Source organism: Rahnella sp. ATs2, assembly GCF_051851855.1.
In the GTDB taxonomy this organism is placed as follows: domain Bacteria; phylum Pseudomonadota; class Gammaproteobacteria; order Enterobacterales; family Enterobacteriaceae; genus Rahnella; species Rahnella variigena.
In genome coordinates this window covers 187133-208278 of sequence record NZ_JBLYPL010000011.1, presented here as the reverse complement: position 1 = coordinate 208278, position 21146 = coordinate 187133, and the positions used below count along the sequence as shown (strand labels likewise).

Genomic DNA, 21146 nt, shown 5'->3' with positions numbered 1-21146 from the left:
GGGCTGGGGAGGGGTATTAAGGTCAAAAACTGATGTTAAGGTTTTTTTAAACAGGGTGTTAGCCCTTAAAACCCCCTCCCGTCCTCCCCCTTCGCAGGGGGAGGAGCAGGGCAAAACCCATTCACGATGGAAGGAAAACCAAAACTACATCACCAGCGCCTGTCCGTCTTTGCGCGATTCAGTGCCCGCCAGATAACCGCCTGCCGGATTAGTGACAATCACCTGCGCGCCGCCGAACGAATGGCCGCCGAGCGGGTCTTCGACGATCAGCTCATGACCCATCGCGCGCAGTGCAGCCAGCGTGTTGTGATTGAAGGTCGATTCGATCGCCACCTGACGCCCGCCGTTAATCCGCCAGCGTGGCGCATCTATCGCGGCCTGCGGATTTTGTTTATACAGCATCACGCGCAGCGCCAGTTGCAGATGTCCCTGTGCCTGCATCGGACCGCCCATCAGGCCAAATGACATCAGCGGTTGACCTGCGGCGTCCTGGGCAAAGGCCGGAATGATCGTATGCAGCGTGCGTTTGTTCGGCGCGACACAGTTGGCGTGTGCCGCATCGAGAGTAAATCCACAGCCACGGTTTTGCATGCTGAGACCGGTGCCCGGCACTACGACGCCGGAACCAAAGCCCATGTAATTCGACTGAATGAAAGAGACCATCATGCCGCTGGAATCGGCCGCTGTCAGATACACGGTGCCGCCCGGACGCGGTGCGCCGTAGGTCACGTCGCTGGCTTTGCTGCGGTCGATCAGTTTCGCGCGTTGTGCCAGATAATCGTCGTTAAGAAACAGTTGCGGATCGAAGAACATATGCTCGCTGTCGGTGACGTGCTGATCCAAATCCGCCAGCGCCAGTTTCATCGCTTCAATGCACAGGTGCGTGGTTTCGACCGAGTCAACCGGCTGGCTGCCGATATCCAGTTTGTCGAGAATGCCCAGTGCGATCAGCGTGGCGATACCCTGACCATTCGGTGGCAGTTCATGAACCGAACCGCCCGCGAAAGACTGCTGCATGGTTTCCACCCAGTCGGCTTTGTGATTCGCCAGGTCGTCCAGCGTCAGCGCGCCGCCGTGGGCCTGACAGTGCGCCACCATTTTTTCTGCCAGTTCACCGCGATAAAACGCTTCGCCTTCAGTTTTGGCGATCAGTTCCAGTGAATCCGCCAGTGCCGGATTACGGAAGATTTCACCGATTTTCGGCGCACGACCTTCGGGCGCGAAACACTCCATAAAGCCCGGCTGGTTATGCAGTTTTTTGACCGCGATTTCCCAAAGGCGGCCAATCAGCGGCGATACCGGAAAACCGTTACGGGCATAATCAATCGCCGGTTGTGCCAGCGTGGTCAGCGGCAGGGTACCGAAGCGTTTTGCCAGCGTCACCCAGCCGGAGACTGCGCCCGGTACGGTGACGGCATCCCAGCCGTAGGTCGGCACGGCGTCCAGACCTTTAGCGGCGAAATATTCCGGTGTCCACGCGGCGGGTGAACGGCCTGAAGCATTCAGTCCGTGGGCTTTTTTGCCGTCCCAGATAATAGCGAACGCGTCGCTGCCTGCGCCGTTGCCGCTTGGTTCAAGCACGGTCAGGGCGATAGCGGTGGCGATGGCCGCATCGGCGGCATTTCCGCCCAGCATCAGCATTTTCATACCGGCCTGTGCGGCCAGCGGTTGTGACGCGCAGACCGCATTAGCCCCCATCATCGAGGGACGCAGGGTCGGATAAGCTACGTTAAAATCGTAATTCTCAGACATGTTTCTTCCTTAAAAAAGCGGCAAACGGTTTATTCAGAACGCGGGTCGAGCGCATCACGCAGCCCGTCACCCAGCAAATTGAAACCCTGTACGGTCAGGAAAATCGCCAGACCGGGAAAAATCGACATCCACGGCGACTGCTCCAGGAAACTGCGCGCAGTATTAAGCATCGCACCCCATGAGGCGTCCGGCGGTTGCTGGCCGAGGCCGAGAAACGACAGGCTGGCTTCGGTGATGATCGCCGAGGCAATCGCCAGCGTCGCCTGGACCAGAATCGGCGACAGCACGTTCGGTAGCACATAGCGCCAGAGGATCCAGCGGTCGGGCAGGCCAATCGCCCGCGCACCTTCGATATAATCCTCGTTACGGATACTCATCACCTGCGCTCGCGTCAGGCGGGCGAAAATCGGCATGGCGGAAAGCCCGATGGCGATCATCGCATTGCCCAGACTCGGACCCAGGAACGCGCCCAGCGCAATCGCCAGCACCAGAAACGGACACGACAGCAGCGCCTCAACCACGCGGGAAATCACGCTGTCCAGCCAGCCTTGCCAGAAACCGGCGATAAGGCCGAGCGGCACGCCAATCACAATCGCGATAATCACCGACACACAACCGGCCATCAGCGAGGTGCGTGCCCCCCAGAACAGGCGCGATAAAATGTCGCGGCCCAGCTCATCGGTACCCAGCCAGTGCAGGGCAGAAGGCGCTTTACGCACTGCCATGAAATCAGCTTTGATCGGATCAAACGGTGAAATCCACGGCGCAAGTAAAGCCAGCAGGGCGAAGGTGACGACCAGTACTGCGCCAATCACCGCGCTTTTATTACGCAAAAATTTGCGCAGCACACGATTAGGTTCGCGGACAGGGAGTGACGTTGTCACGGAAATCACAGATACGCTCATCTCAGGTTCTCCGCATACGTGGGTTGACCAGCACATACAACACGTCGGCCAGCAGATTCATCAGCAGAAAACCGACCGCGACCACCATTACCACGCCCTGAACCACGGCGTAATCACGGTTAAACACTGAATCGACGATCATTTTGCCAAAGCCCGGAATGGTGAATACCTGCTCGCTGAGCACCGCGCCGCCCAGAAGTTCGCCGAACAGCAAGGTCGTCAGCGTGATGATCGGCACCAGCGCATTGCGCAGCGCGTGTTTCATGATCACCATTTTCGGCAGCAGCCCTTTGGCACGGGCGGTACGGATGTAATCGGTTTTCAGCACCGCAATCATCGCCGCACGCGTATGGCGCATCAGCGTGGCGGAAAGGCCGGTGCCGAGCACCGCCGCAGGCAGCAACATGGTTTTCAGGTTTTGCAGCGGATCTTCTGAGAACGGCACGTAACCGGACGCCGGAAGCCAGTGCAGTTTCACCGAGAACAGCATAATCAGCAGCACACCCAGCCAGAAATGGGGGATCGAAATCCCCGACAGCGCCAGAAAATTGGTGCCGTTATCTATCCAGGTGCCTTTGTTCACCGCCGCCAGCACGCCCATAGTGATGCCGATGATCAGCGCCACAATCATCGCCAGCAGCGAAAGTTCGAGCGTCACCGGTAGTTTGCTGGCGATGAGCTGTAACACCGGTTCCTGAGTGCGCAGCGAGGTGCCGAAATCACCGCGCAGCGCGTTGCCGACCCAGTGAAAATACTGGCTGGGGATCGGATCATTCAGATGGTATTGCTCTCGTAACTGCGCAATGACTGCCGGATCCCGTTCCTCGCCAGCCATCGCGGTGATCGGGTCGCCCGGCAGCAATTTCTGCAACGAGAACACCATCAGCGTGACCAGAAACAACGTCGGTATGGCTGAAATCAGCCGTTTCACCACCAGTTCTAACATTGTCTTTCCTCAGGCAATTACTTGTTCAGCGCCAGACCCTGCAAACGGATCAGCCCGTCGGCGTAGGGCACGAAACCCGTCACTTTCTTGTTGATACCGAAAATGCGCGGTTCGAAGTACAGATACACCAGCGGATCGTCGAGGTTTTCCTGTACAACGACCTGTTTGTAGAGGGCTTTACGCTTAGCCACATCGCTGGTCAGACGGGCTTCCTGCAACCACTGGTCAACCTGCGGATTGCTGTATTTACCATCGTTCAGACCGCCTTTGGTATTGAGGAACGAGAAGATATTACCGTCGGGATCCGGGCGTCCTGACCAGCCGGACATGCTCATTTTGAATTCACCGCTTTGCTGGCGATCCAGCAGCGTGGCGTATTCGGTCATTTGCAGATTCAGGTTGATGCCCGCTTCGCTGACCATCGCCTGAAGCACCTGCGCTACCTGCTGGGACGTCGGGTTGTTGGCGACCAGGAAATCAATGGTCAGCGGCGTTTTCACACCGGCTTCGGCCAGCAGCGCTTTGGCTTTTTCAATATCGCGTTTTGGCACCGGAATGTCGGCGTGATACGGGCTGGCAGGCGAGAAAGCCTGATTCGCCGGCGTGTACTGCCCCTGGAACACCACCTGATTCAATGCGTCGCGGTCAATCGCCAGCGATAATGCCTGACGTACACGGGCATCTTTCGCCAGCGGTGTATTGGTGTTGGCGGTGCCGTTGGCGAGATTAATTGTCAGCCCCATATACCCCAGGCCGGTGGTGCTGGCCAGTTGCAGATTGCTGTCGGCTTTCACCGTGGCGGTGTCGCTGGCGGCAATACCTTCGGTGATATCCAGATCACCCGCACGCAGGTTAGCCAGGCGCACGGACGCATCCGGGATCGGCAGGAACACCACTTTATCGAAGTGATATGCGCCTTTGTTCCAGTAATTTTCAAACCGTTTCAGCACGATGCGATCCTGCTGAACGCGGCTGACAAACTCATACGGGCCGGAACAGACCGGATGTGCCGCCACGTTGCCTTTGGCCGTTGCCTCTGGCGCCATCATGGTGCCCGCGCGGTCAGTCAGTTGCATCAGCAGCGCGGCATCCGCCGTTTTCAGATGGAAAACCACGGTGTATGGCGCGGTGACTTCCACGGATTCAACCGAGGACAGCTCACTTTTACGCAAAGAACCCGGCAGCGTCAGATAACGTTCGATGTTGTATTTCACCGACTGCGCATCGAATTTTTCGCCGTCCTGGAAAGTCACGCCTTCGCGCAAATTCAGGGTCAGCGTTTTGCCATCCTCGCTGTACGCCCAGTCTTTCGCCAGACCCGGAACGATTTGCAGATGTTGATCGACATCCACCAGCCGTTCGCACATGGCGCTGAACACGAAACGCCCGTAATAGGTGCGCGCCGTGGCCGGATCCAGCATGTCAGGATCGCTGCCAAGGCCGATACGCAGGGTGCTTTCCGCATGGGCGAGGCCCGCAGACGTCAGCAACATGAAGGCCGGAATGCAGGCAGTTAAGCGGGGTGCAAATTTCATGGTCGGGTTCCCAGAGTTGATGTCGGAGTGGAAAGTGAAAGCCGGTTCTGGCTCGCTTGTTCAAACAGCGCACGCCGTAAGGTGAAAGCGGCGGACGGCGGCGGAACCAGCACCGAAGTGCGATCCCGTTGCAGTTCGCTCCAGCGGTGGCAGGCCACCATGCGGTTGTCACTGACGGTTTCAAGTTGCGGCTCCACCAGTCGACATTCGTCGGTAGCGTAGGCGCAGCGGGTATGGAAACGGCAGCCGGTCGGCATATTGGCCGGATTGGGCATATCGCCCTGCAGCAGCGGCACCGGACGTTTCATCCCCGGCGCGAGCTGTGGCGCGGAAGCAATCAGCGCCTGGGTATAGGGATGCAGCGGCTGGTCGAAAATGTCATCGGTGCTGGCGAGTTCGACGATTTGCCCGAGGTACATCACCGCCACGCGGTCGCTCATATGGCGGATCACCGCCAGACCGTGCGCGACGACGATCATCGTCAGGCCAAACTGCTGTTTAAGATTTTCCAGCAAATTGACTACCTGCGCCTGTACCGACACATCCAGCGCCGACACCGGCTCATCACCCAGCAGCAGTTTTGGCGATGACGCCAGTGCACGCGCAATGCCGATACGCTGGCGCTGACCGCCGGAAAACTCATGCGGATAACGGTTACTGAATGCGGCGGGCAGGCCGACGGTGGTCAGCAGTTCGCGCACTTTGGCCTGCCTGTCCGCTTTGCCGCTGACGATGTTGTGCAACCACAGGGGTTCGCCAACGATTTCTTCTACCGTCATGCGCGGGTTGAGCGAGGCAAACGGATCCTGAAAAATGATTTGCAGGTCGCGGCGCAGCTTTTTCATCTGGTCAGCAGAAAACTGTTTCAGGTTTTCGCCTTCATAAAACACGTCGCCGTCGGTGGCGCTGAGTAACTGCAATAACAGACGTCCAAGGGTCGATTTTCCCGAGCCGGATTCGCCGACAATCGCCAGCGTTTCGCCATGCCAGACGCGCAGCGAAATGCGATCCACCGCCTGCACGATTTTGGGTTTCGTGAACAGCGTTGAAGGACCTTTGAAGACTTTGGTCAGCCCGGCGGCTTCCAGGATGGGGCGGGGTGCGAGACTCATGCGCAGGCTCCTTCAGCGGACAGGGCAAAAAAATTTTCCAGCGGCGCATAAAAACAGGCGACGTGGTGTGAAGACTGATGCAGCGGACGCAACGCCGGACGTTCCTGATGGCAGCGCGCATCGGCAAACGGACAGCGCGTCGAAAACCGGCAGCCTTTCGGCATGTCTTTCGGCAACGGTACGGCACCGGGAATGGTGGACAATGCGCCCTGGCGCGAGGCCAGCGACGGCATCGACCCCATCAGCCCGATGGTGTACGGATGCTGCGGATTATTGAAAATATCGGCCACCAGACCCTGTTCGACGATTTGTCCGGCATACATCACCGCCACGCTGTCAGCGACTTCCGCCACCACGCCGAGGTCATGGGTGATCAGCAACAATGCGCTGCCGGTTTCCTGCTGAATGCGGTTGAGCAGGGCGAGGATCTGCGCCTGAATGGTGACGTCCAGCGCGGTAGTCGGTTCGTCGGCAATCAGCAATTGCGGACGGTTGATCAGCGCCATCGCAATCATCACCCGCTGGCGCATACCGCCGGAAAGCTGGTGCGGATAAGCGTCCATCCGCAATTCCGGCGCAGGAATTTGCACCTTTTTCAGGATTTCCAGCGCCTGCATTCGTGCCTGTTTTTTATCCGCACCCTGATGGCGCATTACGGCTTCAGCCAGCTGATCGCCGAGTGTCAGCGCCGGATTGAGTGAGGTCATCGGTTCCTGAAAAATCATCGCCAGCTCCTGACCGCGCAGGTCTGCGTACTGGCGTTCAGATAGCCCGAGCAGCGAGGTGTCATTCAGGCGGATATCGCCCTGCAACACATTGGCGCTGGCAGGCAATAGCCCCATCAGCGCCAGCGACGTCACGCTTTTGCCGCAACCGGATTCCCCGACCAGCGCCAGCGTTTTTCCGGCTTCCAGCTGCAAGGAAATGCCGTCGAGCACGGTCGCGGGGGAGCCGGAAAACTGCACCCGCAGGTCGCTGATATGTAACAGCGGCGTGACGGGTTTGGCCGGGTCAGTCATCAGTAAAATCCTCGTCATCATCATTCAGGGTGGAAAGAAACGCCTGTTGCAGCGCCAGAAGGTGCTCGCGCATGACTCTGGCGGCCTCTTTGGGCTGGCGTGCGGCGATGTGTTCTACGATGCGCTCATGGTGATCGTCGTAACGGTTCAGGCGCTCCTGATTTCGTGCGGCGTTACGCACCGCCAGCCAGCTTGGATCACGGCGGATGGCATCGACGGCATCGAACAATCCAAGCAACAACCGGTTACCGGCGGCATCGGCAATTGCGCGGTGAAATGCGCTGTCCCACAGTTCAATCTGATCCGGATCGCCGCGTGACATGGTTTTCACCTTGTCGAGCAAACGGCGCATCAGCTGTATCTGTTCCGGCGTGGCGCGCAGTGCGGCGTATTTCGCCAGCCCCGGTTCGAGCTGCAAACGCGCTTCCATCACTTCCTGCAAGTTCGATTGCTTCTGTAACGTCTGCAAACTCAGCGGCTGCGCAGGACCGTTCGGCCCGATGAACGTGCCTTTCCCCTGTTTGCGCCACACGCGGCCTTCTTCTGCCAGCACATCCAGCGCCCGGCGGATTTCACGGCGGCCGACGTCAAACATCTGCATCAGATCGCGCTCTGCCGGTAACGGCTGAGTCTGATCGGGATGCTGCTGTATCAGCTGACGCAGCTGTTCCAGTGCTGAGTTCGAGGTCCCGTTAGAAGGGGGCAGCGCCCCGGAATTTGTTGGCATATTTCAGTTTCCCGCTGGGAATTAAATCGTTAATCAGTCCTTTGCATTTTCTGAACCAATTTTGTAATGGTTCATGAGAAAGTTAGGCAGAACGGCAAATTTGTTTTTAATTTCAAACGACTAAAAATTACACGCTTTAATCGGAAGATCGGTTTAAGTATTTCTAAGGTGTTGATATCTGGCTGATATGCACGCGTGTGGTGCGTTAAATTAATGTTAACGGATCGTAATGGTGCGTGGTGTGGCGGTATGAGAAGTAGATCAAATAAGCGTAATAAGTTGGCTAATGGTTCGCTATATCGTTGCTTCACCAAAGAAGGAAAGGGTTGGGCGGGGTATTAAGGAATAATTCGCAAGTCGTAGCGGACACGGGCAGTGGTTTCGTCTGCAAGTTTGTGAGTACTGGTCAGGTTTTCGCAGAGTAGCCAGGGAATTCAGTTCAGCTCCCTCCCCTGCGAAGGGGAGGGTTGGGGTGGGGTATTAAAGTAAAATCAATAATTTGGAGTATACTTTGACCGGGTATTAGCCCTTAAAACCCCCTCCCAACCTCCCCCTTCGCAGGGGGAGGAGCAGGTCAACACCCACTTCCGTTGTGGAGGGAAACACGGTCAGCTCGCTCCCTTTCGCAGGGGGAGGAGCAGGTCAACAGCCACTTACGGTGTGGAAGGAAACACGGTCAGCTCGCTTCCTTTCACAGGGGGGGGTGCAAAAACAATCGTCAGAAATAACAGCCATATATACCGCTGTTCCCCCAATCACTCCCAACAAAACCCGTGTTTAATACCTATCATCAGAGGGGTGCAAACCCAACCAGTCTTGACTCTGAGGGCTGAGGCCGTCCGAAGAAATATCCCTGGAACAACGTACAACCTTCTTCTTTCAGACGGCGGAACTGCTCGTCGGTTTCCACACCTTCCGCTGTGGTCTGAATGTCCAGACTGCGGCTCATGCCAGTAATGGCGCGGATGATCGCCAGAGCCTCGCGGCTGTCCTGCATGTCATTGATGAACGACCGGTCGATTTTAATTTTGTCGAACGGGAAGGAGCGCAGATAACTCAGCGACGAATAACCGGTGCCGAAATCATCCAGTGCAATGCGCACGCCGAGCGCCTTCAGTTTGCGCAGGATGCTGATGTTTCCCAGTGTGTTATCGAGCAATACCGATTCGGTGATTTCAACTTCCAGACGTGACGGATCCAGCCCCGAAGCTTCCAGCGCAGATTCCACCACAGACACCAGCCCGCTGTTTTTAAACTGGATCGGTGAAAGGTTTACCGCAACCGTCTGATTGCCTTTCCAGGTGGTCGCTTCACGGCAGGCTTCGTGCAAAGCAAATGAGCCAAGACTGTGGATCAGTCCTGTTTCTTCGGCAATCGGAATGAAATCGACCGGCATAATCAGTCCGTTTTCCGGATGCTGCCAGCGCATCAGCGCTTCATATCCAATGACTGCATCATGACGTGCATCGGTGATCGGCTGATAATAAAGACGCAGCTGATTACAGGTGATCGCATCGCGTAAATCCATTTCCACCACGCGGCGTTTGCGGGCGGCGGCATCCATTTCGATGCGGAAATCTTCGTAGCGGTTACGGCCATTACGTTTGGCTTCGTACAGCGCCATATCCGCACAACGCAGTAACTGATCCGGGGTATTTTCTGCCGAATCTGCCAGCGCAATACCAATGCTCAGACCGACAGACAGCGAATGGCCGTCGATGATCACTGGCGGGCGCACTGATTCAATCAGTCGTTTAGAAATCTGATGTGCCGCTGAAATGTCTTTCAGCCCCGGCAGCACCACGGCAAATTCATCGCCGCCAATGCGCGCCAGCGTATCGTCATCACGCAGCGTCATGCGCAGACGTTTGGAAATCGCACGCAGCAGTTCATCACCAATCTGATGGCCCAGTGCGTCGTTGACGTTTTTGAAGTTATCGAGATCCAGACACAGCGTGGCGGTGTGGCTGTGGCTATAACTGTCACGCTGCAACGCCTCGCTCAGACGCTGGCTGAACAGAATGCGGTTCGGCAGACTGGTCAGATTATCGTGGTGCGCCATGTGATGAATCCGGGCATGTGCGGCCTGTTGATCCGTCACGTCGTCAGCGATCATCATCACGTAGCTGGTCTGCGGATCGTTGCCGCGGATCACCGAACTGGTGGTCTGCAACGTGCGGTCGCCGATGGCGGTCAGCAATTGCTGTTCGCTGCGGTGAACCCCTTCTGCGCGCAGACACTCGTCCGACTGCTTATTGATAAAGGTGCTCAGCCCTGAACCCATGCAATCCTGCGGACGTTTACCGAGCATTTTTTCACGTGAAATGCCCAGTAAACGTTCTGCCTGACGGTTAACCAGTAAGATCTCGCGGGAAACCGCATTCTCAACAATCACGGATGACGGGATATTGGCGATGACCGTATTCAGAAACTGCGAAAGGGAAGCGAGTTGCTCACTGTTAGATTCAGCCAGTTCTTTGGCCTGTAACAATGCCTGTTCGGCTTCACGACGTTCTGTCACATCGCGGGTGATTTTGGCAAAACCTATGATCTCACCGGCTTCACGCAACGCTTCAATAATGATGTGCGCCCAGAAGAGAGTGCCATCTTTGCGCTGTCGCCAGCCTTCGGATTCATAGCGGCCGGTTTCGCGCGCTGTTTCCAGGCCGTGCTGTGGCCAGCCGCTTTTGCGGTCTTCTTCGGTGTAAAAACACGAAAAATGCTTTCCGACTATTTCCTCGGGCGTATAACCCTTTGCCCTCTGCGCACCGGCATTCCAGTTCGCAATAATGCCATCGGGTTTAAGCATGTAAATCGCGTAGTCTTCTACGCGCTGAACCAGCAACCGATACAATACATCAGAATCTTCGCTCATTTTATTTTGCCTGCTAGCCTGCCGCCTTTACGGGGATCCTTCCGTACTAAAGTCCGGCTAAATAGTGCGCCTGTCCCGACGCATTTTTGCTGTGATGTGCGGATGAAACGTTAGCATAAGATAATTCTTACTTCGCCAAATTTTGCTTCTAACGTGCTTAAATTTAAGCGTATTTAGCAAAAAGATCGGCCTTAAGTGAAATTCACTCTTTGGGTTTTAAATAGCACGGAAGTTATCGGCAGACGGGGAAGTAACTTTAATAAAAAGGCACACAACGTTCAGGCGTTACACGTGTTTAATCAGCATGCAAAAAAGCCGCAACAGTGTGCGGCTTGTCATGAAATTGTTTAGCCGCGATGTTCGGGCTTATTCATCTCCGGCTTTGGTTTCACCTTGTGATGAACCGGCACCGGTTTAGCTTTGTGATGCGCAGGCTGATGATGAACAACCGGCTTGTGCGTTTTATGTACCGGCTGCGGCTCTTTAACCGGCGGCTGACGCGGGCCTTCAGCAAAGACGCTGACACTCGCAACCAGCAGTGCTGCGCAAAGAACAACCATTCCAGATTTTTTCATTTTTGTTTCCTGTGTCCCGTCATGACGGTGGATCATGTTCACGCGCACAATGCAGGGCAAAGGGATAAACGACAATTCGGAAAAGGCTTAATCGGTGGTGTTTAACGGATAATTTAAACCGCGTTTACGGAAAGCTTAAGGAAGAGCCGGTCCGCTCGTCACCGATTCCCGCAAAATAAGCTCTGATACAAACTTATTCTGTTCGGACAAATAACCGCCATCGAGCATGGAAATAATCTGGCTGATGACTTCACTGACCATATCGCTGACCGGATCTTTCACGCTCGACAGCGCCGGAATAAGAAACGGCGCAGTCGGGATATTATCAAACCCGATCACCGAAACATCGGCGGGGACGGCAATTCCGGCATCATTCAGTTTCTTCATCGCGCCGATCGCCATTTCATCGTTACTGGCAAGAATGGCGCTGAACGTCTGACCGGCGGCGAGCAGGGCTTCTACGGCGGCGGCACCGCTGGCTGCTGACCATTTACCGGGGATAATCAGTGCATCATTTACCGGTAAACCGGCTGCCATCAGCGCCTCTTTATAACCTGACAGGCGCTCAATCGCGGTCGGGGAATCCATCGAGCCGGTAATAAAAGCAATATTGCGATGGCCGCGCTCAATCAGCGCATTGGTGGCCTGGAGACCTGAACCTTTGTGATCGCAATAAATACAGTGGCTCTGATGTTTTCGTAATTTACGGTTCACTACCATCACCGGCTTTTTATATTTATCGATGATGTCATCCATTTCATCGACGGATAAAAAGCGCGGATAAATAATAATGCCGTCGCAGCGCAAATCATGCAGAAACTGAATGGCTTCGCGTTCCTCTTCGGCGCTGTGTTTGCCATCGACCAGGATCAGCTGACGTCCGTTGGCATCGAGTTTTTTTGCCGCCTGTGAGATTAACTCGCTGAAATAATTGCCGTTATACAGGGTGTTGGTGACCACCAGTCCGATGCACATGGATTTGCTGGTCGCCAGATTCCGTGCCAGCAGATTTGGCCGGTAGCCCGCTTCCTCAATCGCTTTAAACACCTGATCTTTGGTTTCCTGGCTCACATATCCCTTACCGGAAAGCACTCGGGAAACGGTGGCTTTGGAAACTCCTGCTTTATTAGCCACTTCCTGCATTGTTGACATCAGCCGCACCCAAAAAAGAAAAATTATCCGTCATTCTACACATTCCGCGCATTTTGCGATGAATTGAGCCCGGCTCAACGCCAGCGGGAGATCGCCATCACAAAAATAAAACAGCGTTGCAGATTTTTATTGATGTCAGGAATAGAACTGCACATTCTCGTATGAAACCGGTTACCTATCGTTTCACAGCCTTTCACAAAAGAACCAGTACGTTGCATAAAAAGCGGTTTCACAGAAGCCAGGGCTTCTGAAAAAACATTCATAACCCTATGAATCCGAGAGAGTTTTTACTCATGTCTAAAAATTTTGCAGCAATATCACAGTCGGTTGTCGCGGCAATCGGTGGTGCAGAGAATGTGGCAGCAGTGACGCACTGCATGACACGCCTGCGCTTCGTGCTGAATGATGAATCTGCCGTCGATACCGCCACGCTGAAAGCCATTACCGGCGTGATGGGTGTGGTGCGCAATGAAAAACAGTGTCAGGTGATCATCGGTAACAATGTTTCTCAGGCCTACGCCGAAGTGCTGAAACTGCTGCCGGAAGGCTTTGCTGCGGCCAGTGATGACGCGCCGGCCAAAAGCAAAATCACGCTTAAACGCATTGGGTCCGGCATTCTCGATGCGCTGATCGGCACCATGTCACCGCTGATCCCGGCGATTATCGGTGGCTCGATGGTCAAACTGCTGGCGATGATCCTGGATATGACCGGTGTTTTCGACAAGGGTGCCTCAACGCTGATTATCCTCAACACCATCGGCGACGGCGCGTTCTTCTTCCTGCCGGTGATGGTGGCGGCGTCGGCGGCAGTGAAATTCAAAACCAATATGTCGCTGGCGATTGCCATTGCCGGGATTTTGGTGCATCCGGCATTTATCGATTTAATGGCGAAAGCGGCGCAGGGACAGAAAGTCGAATTTATCGGTATTTCGGTGACGGCGGTGAAATACACCTACACCGTCATTCCGGCGCTGTGCATGACCTGGCTGCTGTCTTACATCGAAAAATGGGTCGATCGTATTACACCGGTAGTGACCAAAAACTTCCTCAAACCGATGCTGATCATGCTGATTGCGGCACCGGTTGCCATCATGCTGATTGGCCCGCTGGGTATCTGGATCGGTACCGGGATTTCGGCGGTGGTGTACACCGTTCACAGTTATCTCGGCTGGCTTTCTGTCGCCATTATGGGCGCGGCCTGGCCGCTGCTGGTGATGACCGGCATGCACCGCGTGTTCACGCCAACCATTATTCAGACCATCGCCGAAACCGGCAAAGAGGGCATGGTCATGCCGTCGGAAATTGGCGCGAACCTGTCGCTGGGCGGTTCTTCGCTGGCGGTGGCATGGCGTACCAAAAACCCGGAGCTGCGTCAGACGGCGCTGGCGGCGGCGGCATCGGCGATTGTCGCCGGGATTTCCGAACCCGCGCTGTACGGCGTGGCGCTGCGCCTGAAACGTCCGCTGATCGCCTGTTTAATCAGTGGTTTCATCTGCGGTGGCGTGGCCGGATTAGGCGGACTTGCCAGCCATTCGATGGCGTCACCGGGGCTGTTTACCAGCGTGCAGTTCTTTGACCCGTCAAATCCGATGAGCATTGTCTGGGTCGCGGGCGTAATGATCCTCGCGGTGGTGATTTCCTTCTTCACCACGCTGTTACTCGGATTTGAAGATATTCCGGTGGAAACCGTGGCGCCAAAAAATACAGCGCCGGAATCAACGGTTCCCGCCGCCTTTGCGGTTTCGCAGAGCGCAGTTAAAATAAATTAAAGGAGAGGATTTCTCATGGCAGCATCAGCATTTCCTGAAGGTTTTTTATGGGGCGGGGCGATTGCCGCAAATCAGGCTGAGGGCGGCAGTTTTGAAGGCGGAAAAGGCCTGACCACGGTTGATATGATCCCGCACGGCGCGCACCGTCTGGCGGTTAAAACCGGTCAGGAAAAACGTTTCTCACTGAAAGAAGACGAGTTTTATCCGGCGCATCAGGCGATTGATTTCTATCACCGTTATAAAGAAGACATCGCGCTGATGGCCGAAATGGGCTTTACGGTGTTCCGCACGTCAATTGCCTGGAGCCGGCTTTATCCCAACGGCGATGAACTGACGCCGAATGCGGAGGGGATCGCGTTTTACCGCGACGTGTTTGCCGAATGCAAAAAGTACGGCATCGAACCGCTGGTCACGCTGTGCCATTTCGATGTGCCGATGCATCTGGTGATCGAATACGGGTCGTGGCGTAACCGTAAAATGGTCGAGTTTTTTGCACGTTATGCGCGTACCTGTTTTGAGGCGTTCGACGGACTGGTGAAATACTGGCTGACGTTTAACGAGATTAACATTCTGCTGCACAGCCCGTTCTCCGGCGCGGGTCTGGTCTTCGAAGAAGGTGAAAATCAGGAGCAGGTAAAATATCAGGCCGCGCATCATGAGCTGGTTGCCAGTGCTTTAGCGACCAAAATCGCCCATGAAGTGAATCCGCAAAATCAGGTCGGTTGTATGCTGGCGGGCGGTAATTTTTATCCGCAAACTTGCAAGCCTGCGGACGTCTGGGCTGCGTTGCAGAAAGATCGCGAAAACCTGTTCTTCATCGACGTGCAGGCGCGTGGGGAATATCCGACGTACACCCGGCGGGTCTTTGCAGAGAAGGGCGTGAACGTGGTGACGGAACCGGGCGACGCAGAGATCCTGAAAAACACCGTCGATTTTGTCTCGTTTAGTTACTACGCGTCACGCTGCGCATCGGCAGACATGAACGACAACAACAGCAGCGCGGCCAACATCGTCAAATCGCTGAAAAACCCCTACATCGACGCCAGCGAATGGGGCTGGGGCATCGATCCGCTTGGCCTGCGCATCACCATGAACATGATGTACGACCGCTATCAGAAACCACTTTTCCTGGTGGAAAACGGCCTCGGCGCGAAAGATGAAATCAACGCGCAAGGTGAAATCAACGACGACTACCGCATCAGCTATCTGCGCGAGCATATTCACGCGATGGGCGAGGCGATCACCGACGGCGTGCCGCTGATCGGCTACACCTCATGGGGTTGTATCGATCTGGTTTCCGCTTCGACCGGCGAAATGAGTAAGCGCTACGGCTTTGTTTACGTCGACCGTGATGATGCCGGAAATGGCACGCTGGAAAGAAAGAGAAAAAAATCGTTTTACTGGTATAAGAAAGTGATCGCCAGCAACGGCGTGGATCTGGACTGATTCTGCAAAGGGGAATATCTGCAAATCAGATATTCCCTTTAACCGGAAAGCATTAATCATTCATTTCATTTACTGACGTTATTTCCGCCATTATTTATGGTGATTAATATTAATATCCGTAACAAACGTGCAATATAATTATCTCATTGTATCCAATCGAATTTTATACTCCGGCTTATCCCTTCGCTATATTTTAATTTCACACTCTGCCACCGCATTAAAATTCCCTGATGGCTGCGCGAATCAGGTGAAAAGAGTGTGATCTTAACTCCATAACCTGAGCAATTAATTTGCAGCCATTCTCTGCAGAGAATAAAAGACAGCTAATAATGTCAGTTAATGCATTTAACTTCAGGAGCGATGAATGAAACAGCAGTGGAGCAGGGAGCAGGCATCCGTGTGGAGCCAGCGACAAGGCTGGATTTGTGGATTTAACTATCTGCCACGCACGGCGGTGAACTGGACGGAACTCTGGCAGCGCGAGACTTTTGATGCGCCAACTATCGATCAGGAACTCGGCTGGGCGCATGAGGCGGGTTACAACCAGCTGCGCATCAATCTGCCGTTTATTGTCTGGCAGGATGACCGCGACGGTTTGCTGGCGCGTATTGACGCGTTTCTGGCGATTGCTGCCCGTCATCAGATCAAAGTGATGCTGACGCTGATGGATGACTGCGGGTTCTCCGGCGACGAGCCGTTCCTCGGGCCGCAAAAAGCGCCGGAACCGGGTAAACATAACAGCCAGGCGGCAGCCAGTCCGGGGCGCGATGTGGTGTGTAACCGCGATATGTGGCCGGAAGTGGAGCGTTATGTGCGCGATATTGTCCGTTATTACCGCACCGATGAACGTATCGCTATCTGGGATTTGTATAACGAGCCGGGCAACCGTGGCACTTTTGCCAGCGGGCTTGAGGAAGTGTCGTACGACGAAAAACTCGAAGTCTTTGCGCTGGAACTGATGCAAAAGGCGTTTGTCTGGGCGCGGGATGAAGATCCGCTTCAGCCGCTGACTGTCTGCGCATGGCATTTCTCGCAGGATCCGGATGAGCCGGAAAACGAATTCTTCACCCATCCCATTGATGTCGAAGCGGCAAAACTTTCCGATATCATCAGTTTCCACGCCTACGTCGCCACGCCGAAGCTTTTGCAGGCGTTGCGTTTCTGGCAGAAATACGACCGTCCGGTGTTATGTACCGAATGGCTGGCGCGCCACGTCGGGAGCGTGTTCGAGGAACAACTGCCGCTGTTCAGCGCATTCAATGCGGGCTGTTATCAGTGGGGATTAGTGCGCGGTAAAACGCAAACTACGCTGCCGTGGCCCTCGGTGCGTAAGGGCAATCACGATTATGCGCATTTGTGGTTTCACGATGTGCTGGATGAATACGGCATTCCATTCCGTCGCACAGAAATGGACCTGGTTCGCCGTTTAACACGAATGAAATAACGCGCAGGGAGTGATTTATTCAATGCGTCAGGTTTTTCGGCAGGCGATATGCGTCTCATATCTGTCCTGAACATTGATATCGCCTGATGCAGAAATTATAAAAAAAGCCTTCGCGAGCGAAGGCCAGTGAATGATCACTAAAATTTAGTTTTGGAACGAGAGACGTGCTCCCGGAACGATGTTAGTACTCTTTAGAAATTTGGCCTGAGAAATCGCGTTAAGTAATTAAAGAAACTTCACCTGTGATTTCCGCAAAATTCGAGCAGGGTGATTTACGATGAAAAAAGCCGCCCGGGAAGGGCGGCAGCGCTTCAGTTTTAAGACTCCGGTTCCGCCTTTTTCCCGGCCAGCATGGCTAAGAAGTCATATTTCTGCTGCAACTCTTTCTCTGCCGCCGCATACAACATTTCTGCCACTTCCGGCTGCTGGGAATTCAGTCGACGGAAGCGTTGCTCGTTGTTGAGCGTATCGGTCAGTCCGCTGGAAGGTGGCCTTGAATCCAGTGCCAGTGCCGGTTTACCTTCTTCCACGCGGCGCGGATCGAAGCGGTACAACGGCCAGAAACCGGTGGTGGTCAGCTGTTTCATCTGGTCATGGCTGAGCGCCAGATCGTAACCGTGTTCTTCGCACGGACTGTACGCGATAATCAGCGACGGCCCCGGATACGCTTCGGCTTCCTGAATGGCTTTCACTGTCTGGTTCAGTTGCGCACCGAGCGAAATTTGCGCCACATACACATGACCGTACATCATCATGCTGACGCCCAGATCCTTACGCGATTTCCGTTTGCCCTGTTCGGCAAATTTCGTCACCGCGCCAAGCGGCGTTGCCTTCGACTGCTGGCCACCGGTGTTGGAATAACACTGGGTATCGAGCACCAGCACGTTGACGTTTTCCGTCAGGCTCAGCACGTGATCCAGCCCGCCGAAACCGATGTCATACGCCCAGCCGTCGCCGCCAATCAGCCAGATAGATTTATCCACCAGATAATCGGCGTCGGTCGCCAGCTGACGCGCATCCGGCGTATCAATGTCTGCCAGAATGTTACGCAGCGCCGTGACATGTTCACGTTTCACTTCCGGCGTGGACGTCTCATCGCGCAGGCCGCCTAACAGTTCGGCGGGAATATGTTCTTCCAGCGAGGCGACTAAACGCAGCACGCGACGGCGATGCTGATCGACAGTCAGACGGAAGCCCAGCCCGAATTCGGCGTTATCTTCAAACAGCGAGTTTGCCCAGGCCGGACCGCGGCCATCGGCGTTGGTGGTGTACGGCGTTGAAGGCAGGTTGCCGCCATAAATCGATGAACAGCCGGTGGCGTTGGCAATCAGCAAACGATCGCCGTACAGCTGGGTCAGCAGTTTGATGTAAGGTGTTTCGCCACAACCGGAGCAGGCACCGGAATATTCAAACAGCGGCGTGATCAGCTGCGACGTGCGGATATCGATACGTTCCAGCGTGGTTTTATCAATTTCCGGCAGTTTGAGGAAGAAGTCATAGTTGGCGCGTTCTTCTTCCAGATGTTCAATGCGGTCTGCCATGTTAATGGCTTTGATGGACGGATCCTGACGATCTTTTGCAGGGCACACTTCCACGCAAAGATTACAGCCGGTGCAGTCTTCAGGCGCAACCTGCAATACGTATTTCTGGCCGCGCATGTCGCGGGATTTCACATCCAGAGATTGCAGTGCAGACGGCGCGTCTTCCATAAACTCCGGCTGTACCACTTTGGCGCGGATGGCGGAATGCGGACAGGCCGCGACACAGTGGTTGCACTGAGTACACAAATCCGGCTTCCAGATCGGCACTTCTTCGGCAATGTTGCGTTTTTCCCATTGCGTGGTGCCTGTCGGCCAGGTGCCGTCCGGCGGGAAAGCGGAAACCGGCAGTGCGTCGCCAAGACCGGCCAGCATGGTGGCAGTGACGGTTTTGACGAAATCCGGCGCAGCGTCGGACACAATCGGCGGGCGTTTGCGTGGATTTTCCGGAATCGCCTGTAACGGCACAGAAACCAGTTCTTCCAGCGTGGCCGCCAGCGCCATCCAGTTGCGGGTGACGATTTCCTCGCCTTTGCTGCTGTAGCTGCGGGCAATCGCGCCCTGCAATTCGGCGAGCGCCTGTTCGCCCGGCAGGATCTGCGTCAGGTGGAAGAACGCCATCTGCATGACGGTGTTAATGCGCGCGCCGAGTTTGCATTCGCGGGCAATTTTGGCGGCGTTAATCACATATAAACGGGCTTCGCGCTGGATAAGCGTCGCCTGAACTTCCAGCGGTAAACGTGCCCAGACTTCATCAGCGCTGAACGGCGTATTGAGCAGGAAAATACCGCCCGGACGCAGACGTTCTGCCATCTGATACAGATCGATAAACTGCCACTGATGACAGGCGACGAAATGCGCCTGGCTGACCAGATACGCGGATTTGATCGGCTTTTCGCTGACGCGCAGATGCGACACCGTCAGACCACCGGCCTTTTTGGAGTCGTAAACGAAATACCCCTGCGCATACATCGGCGTGCTGTTGCCGATAATCTTGATATTGTTCTTGGTGGCAGATACCGAACCGTCGCTGCCCAGCCCGTAGAACAGGGCCTCGAGCGAAGCGTGCTGCGGTAAATCTTCTTCCACCACCGGCAGGGAAAGGCCTGTCACGTCGTCATAAATGCCGACGGTAAAGCGCGGACGTGGCTGGCTGAGTGACAGCTCGCGGAATATCGACATCACGCAGTCGGGGCCGAACTCTTTCGAGGATAGCCCGTAACGTCCGCCGGTCACTTTTGGCAGCGTATCCCGTTCTCTACGGCTATACGCTTCTGCCAGTGCGGTCATCACGTCGAGGTATAACGGCTCAGCCAGCGCGCCCGGCTCTTTGGTGCGATCGAGCACTGCAATGCTTTTCACCGTCTGCGGCAGCACGGACAACAGATGTTCTGCGCTGAAAGGACGGTACAGACGCACTTTCAGCACGCCGACTTTCTCACCGCGCGCAATCAGGGTTTCAATCACTTCTTCGGCGGTGCCGATCCCGGAACCCATCAGCACAATCACCCGTTCTGCCTGCGGATCGCCGACATATTCGAACGGCTTATATTCGCGGCCGGTTAGGGCGGCAAACGCATTCATGGCGTCGATAACGTGCTGACAGGTCGCGTCGTAATACGGATTAGTGGCTTCGCGTGACTGGAAATAGGTGTCCGGGTTAGCAGACGTCCCGCGGATCACCGGATGATCCGGCGAAAGGGCGCGTGCGCGGTGTGCGTCAATCTGCGCCTGCGGCAGCATCTGCTGGAGCGTGTCATCGCTCAGCGGGGCAATTTTGTTGATTTCGTGCGAGGTACGGAAGCCATCAAAAAAATGAATAAACGGCACGCGGCTGTTGAGACTGGCGACCTGAGAAATCAGCGCGAAGTCTTGTGCTTCCTGCACGCTGGCAGCAGAGAGCAGGGCGCAACCGGTCTGGCGCACGGCCATCACATCGGAATGATCGCCAAAAATCGACAGCGCGTGGGTGGCGACGGTGCGCGCCGCGACGTGCAGCACGAACGGCGTCAGCTCACCGGCCAGTTTGTAGAGCGTCGGGATCATCAGTAACAGACCCTGCGACGAGGTGAAGGAGGTCGACAGCGCACCGGTCTGCAATGCGCCGTGAACGGTAGAAATTGCCCCGGCTTCGGACTGCATTTCCATTACCGTCGGGACATCGCCCCACAGATTTTGCTTTCCTTCGCCTGACCATGCACCGGCAATTTCGGCCATGGTGGAACTTGGTGTGATCGGGTAGATGGCAATCACTTCGTTAGTGCGATAAGCCACGGAAGCGACTGCGTTATTACCGTCAGTGGTGATCATGGAATACCCTTTTGCGTTGCTCACAATTGCGGCCAGCAGGA

The 21146-nt window shown here is 55.2% G+C and carries 14 protein-coding genes; 3 read left to right on the top strand and 11 right to left on the bottom strand.

The window, feature by feature from the left end; translation table 11 throughout:
• Positions 1–144 precede the first annotated feature (144 nt).
• From ACJY2G_RS14380 to ACJY2G_RS14335, 10 genes are all read right to left on the bottom strand, one after another.
• Positions 145–1752: a gamma-glutamyltransferase family protein gene (locus ACJY2G_RS14380; RefSeq protein ID WP_430320132.1), complete on the bottom strand. Its 1608-nt coding sequence runs from the start codon at positions 1750–1752 to the stop codon at positions 145–147.
• Between the two features lie 29 nt (positions 1753–1781).
• Positions 1782–2657, bottom strand: a complete 876-nt coding sequence (locus tag ACJY2G_RS14375; RefSeq protein WP_430320133.1) for an ABC transporter permease — start codon at positions 2655–2657, stop codon at positions 1782–1784.
• Position 2658: 1 nt separating this feature from the next.
• A complete protein-coding gene (locus tag ACJY2G_RS14370; RefSeq protein ID WP_430320134.1) occupies positions 2659–3603 on the bottom strand; it encodes an ABC transporter permease in 945 nt (314 codons plus the stop codon).
• 17 nt (positions 3604–3620) lie between these two features.
• Complete coding sequence (locus ACJY2G_RS14365) at positions 3621–5138, bottom strand: ABC transporter substrate-binding protein (protein ID WP_430320135.1); 1518 nt, start codon at positions 5136–5138, stop codon at positions 3621–3623.
• Positions 5135–6250: an ABC transporter ATP-binding protein gene (locus tag ACJY2G_RS14360; RefSeq protein WP_430320136.1), complete on the bottom strand. Its 1116-nt coding sequence runs from the start codon at positions 6248–6250 to the stop codon at positions 5135–5137. Before ACJY2G_RS14360 ends, ACJY2G_RS14365 begins: the two co-directional genes overlap by 4 nt.
• On the bottom strand, positions 6247–7272 hold the full coding sequence (locus ACJY2G_RS14355; protein WP_430320245.1) for an ABC transporter ATP-binding protein: 1026 nt from the start codon (positions 7270–7272) through the stop codon (positions 6247–6249). Before ACJY2G_RS14355 ends, ACJY2G_RS14360 begins: the two co-directional genes overlap by 4 nt.
• Positions 7262–7996: a FadR/GntR family transcriptional regulator gene (locus ACJY2G_RS14350; RefSeq protein ID WP_430320137.1), complete on the bottom strand. Its 735-nt coding sequence runs from the start codon at positions 7994–7996 to the stop codon at positions 7262–7264. The genes ACJY2G_RS14355 and ACJY2G_RS14350 overlap by 11 nt, the downstream gene beginning before the upstream one ends.
• A gap of 790 nt (positions 7997–8786) precedes the next feature.
• Entirely contained in the window at positions 8787–10871 is a 2085-nt protein-coding gene (locus ACJY2G_RS14345; protein WP_430320138.1) for a putative bifunctional diguanylate cyclase/phosphodiesterase, read from the bottom strand.
• A 347-nt stretch (positions 10872–11218) separates the two neighbouring features.
• Positions 11219–11446, bottom strand: a complete 228-nt coding sequence (locus tag ACJY2G_RS14340) for a hypothetical protein (RefSeq protein ID WP_112288513.1) — start codon at positions 11444–11446, stop codon at positions 11219–11221.
• A gap of 135 nt (positions 11447–11581) precedes the next feature.
• Positions 11582–12598 carry a LacI family DNA-binding transcriptional regulator gene (locus ACJY2G_RS14335; RefSeq protein ID WP_430320139.1) on the bottom strand — a complete coding sequence of 339 codons (1017 nt, stop codon included), beginning with the start codon at positions 12596–12598 and terminating at the stop codon, positions 11582–11584.
• A gap of 293 nt (positions 12599–12891) precedes the next feature.
• Here ACJY2G_RS14335 and ascF point away from each other — a divergent pair, with 293 nt between their 5' ends.
• The 3 genes from ascF to ACJY2G_RS14320 all read left to right on the top strand — a co-directional run bounded on the left by ascF (position 12892) and on the right by ACJY2G_RS14320 (position 17257).
• Positions 12892–14367 (top strand): PTS cellobiose/arbutin/salicin transporter subunit IIBC, encoded by a 1476-nt coding sequence (gene ascF / locus ACJY2G_RS14330; protein WP_439291871.1) that lies wholly within the window; start codon positions 12892–12894, stop codon positions 14365–14367.
• A gap of 15 nt (positions 14368–14382) precedes the next feature.
• Positions 14383–15813 carry a 6-phospho-beta-glucosidase gene (locus ACJY2G_RS14325; RefSeq protein WP_132966118.1) on the top strand — a complete coding sequence of 477 codons (1431 nt, stop codon included), beginning with the start codon at positions 14383–14385 and terminating at the stop codon, positions 15811–15813.
• A 364-nt stretch (positions 15814–16177) separates the two neighbouring features.
• Positions 16178–17257, top strand: coding sequence for a 1,4-beta-xylanase (locus ACJY2G_RS14320; protein WP_430320141.1), 1080 nt, complete (start codon positions 16178–16180; stop codon positions 17255–17257).
• Positions 17258–17574: 317 nt separating this feature from the next.
• Here ACJY2G_RS14320 and nifJ read toward each other — a convergent pair whose 3' ends face one another.
• Positions 17575–21105, bottom strand: a complete 3531-nt coding sequence (nifJ, locus tag ACJY2G_RS14315; protein WP_430320246.1) for a pyruvate:ferredoxin (flavodoxin) oxidoreductase — start codon at positions 21103–21105, stop codon at positions 17575–17577.
• Between the last annotated feature and the right edge of the window lie 41 nt (positions 21106–21146).

What these genes read in the sequence shown, in the direction of transcription:
- ACJY2G_RS14380 (WP_430320132.1), bottom strand. Translation starts at nt 1,752, where the DNA reads ATGTCTGAGAATTACGATTTTAACGTAGCTTATCCGACCCTGCGTCCC.
- ACJY2G_RS14375 (WP_430320133.1), bottom strand. Translation starts at nt 2,657, where the DNA reads ATGAGCGTATCTGTGATTTCCGTGACAACGTCACTCCCTGTCCGCGAA.
- ACJY2G_RS14370 (WP_430320134.1), bottom strand. Translation starts at nt 3,603, where the DNA reads ATGTTAGAACTGGTGGTGAAACGGCTGATTTCAGCCATACCGACGTTG.
- ACJY2G_RS14365 (WP_430320135.1), bottom strand. Translation starts at nt 5,138, where the DNA reads ATGAAATTTGCACCCCGCTTAACTGCCTGCATTCCGGCCTTCATGTTG.
- ACJY2G_RS14360 (WP_430320136.1), bottom strand. Translation starts at nt 6,250, where the DNA reads ATGAGTCTCGCACCCCGCCCCATCCTGGAAGCCGCCGGGCTGACCAAA.
- ACJY2G_RS14350 (WP_430320137.1), bottom strand. Translation starts at nt 7,996, where the DNA reads ATGCCAACAAATTCCGGGGCGCTGCCCCCTTCTAACGGGACCTCGAAC.
- ACJY2G_RS14345 (WP_430320138.1), bottom strand. Translation starts at nt 10,871, where the DNA reads ATGAGCGAAGATTCTGATGTATTGTATCGGTTGCTGGTTCAGCGCGTA.
- ACJY2G_RS14340 (WP_112288513.1), bottom strand. Translation starts at nt 11,446, where the DNA reads ATGAAAAAATCTGGAATGGTTGTTCTTTGCGCAGCACTGCTGGTTGCG.
- ACJY2G_RS14335 (WP_430320139.1), bottom strand. Translation starts at nt 12,598, where the DNA reads ATGTCAACAATGCAGGAAGTGGCTAATAAAGCAGGAGTTTCCAAAGCC.
- ascF (WP_439291871.1), top strand. Translation starts at nt 12,892, where the DNA reads ATGTCTAAAAATTTTGCAGCAATATCACAGTCGGTTGTCGCGGCAATC.
- ACJY2G_RS14325 (WP_132966118.1), top strand. Translation starts at nt 14,383, where the DNA reads ATGGCAGCATCAGCATTTCCTGAAGGTTTTTTATGGGGCGGGGCGATT.
- ACJY2G_RS14320 (WP_430320141.1), top strand. Translation starts at nt 16,178, where the DNA reads ATGAAACAGCAGTGGAGCAGGGAGCAGGCATCCGTGTGGAGCCAGCGA.
- nifJ (WP_430320246.1), bottom strand. Translation starts at nt 21,105, where the DNA reads ATGATCACCACTGACGGTAATAACGCAGTCGCTTCCGTGGCTTATCGC.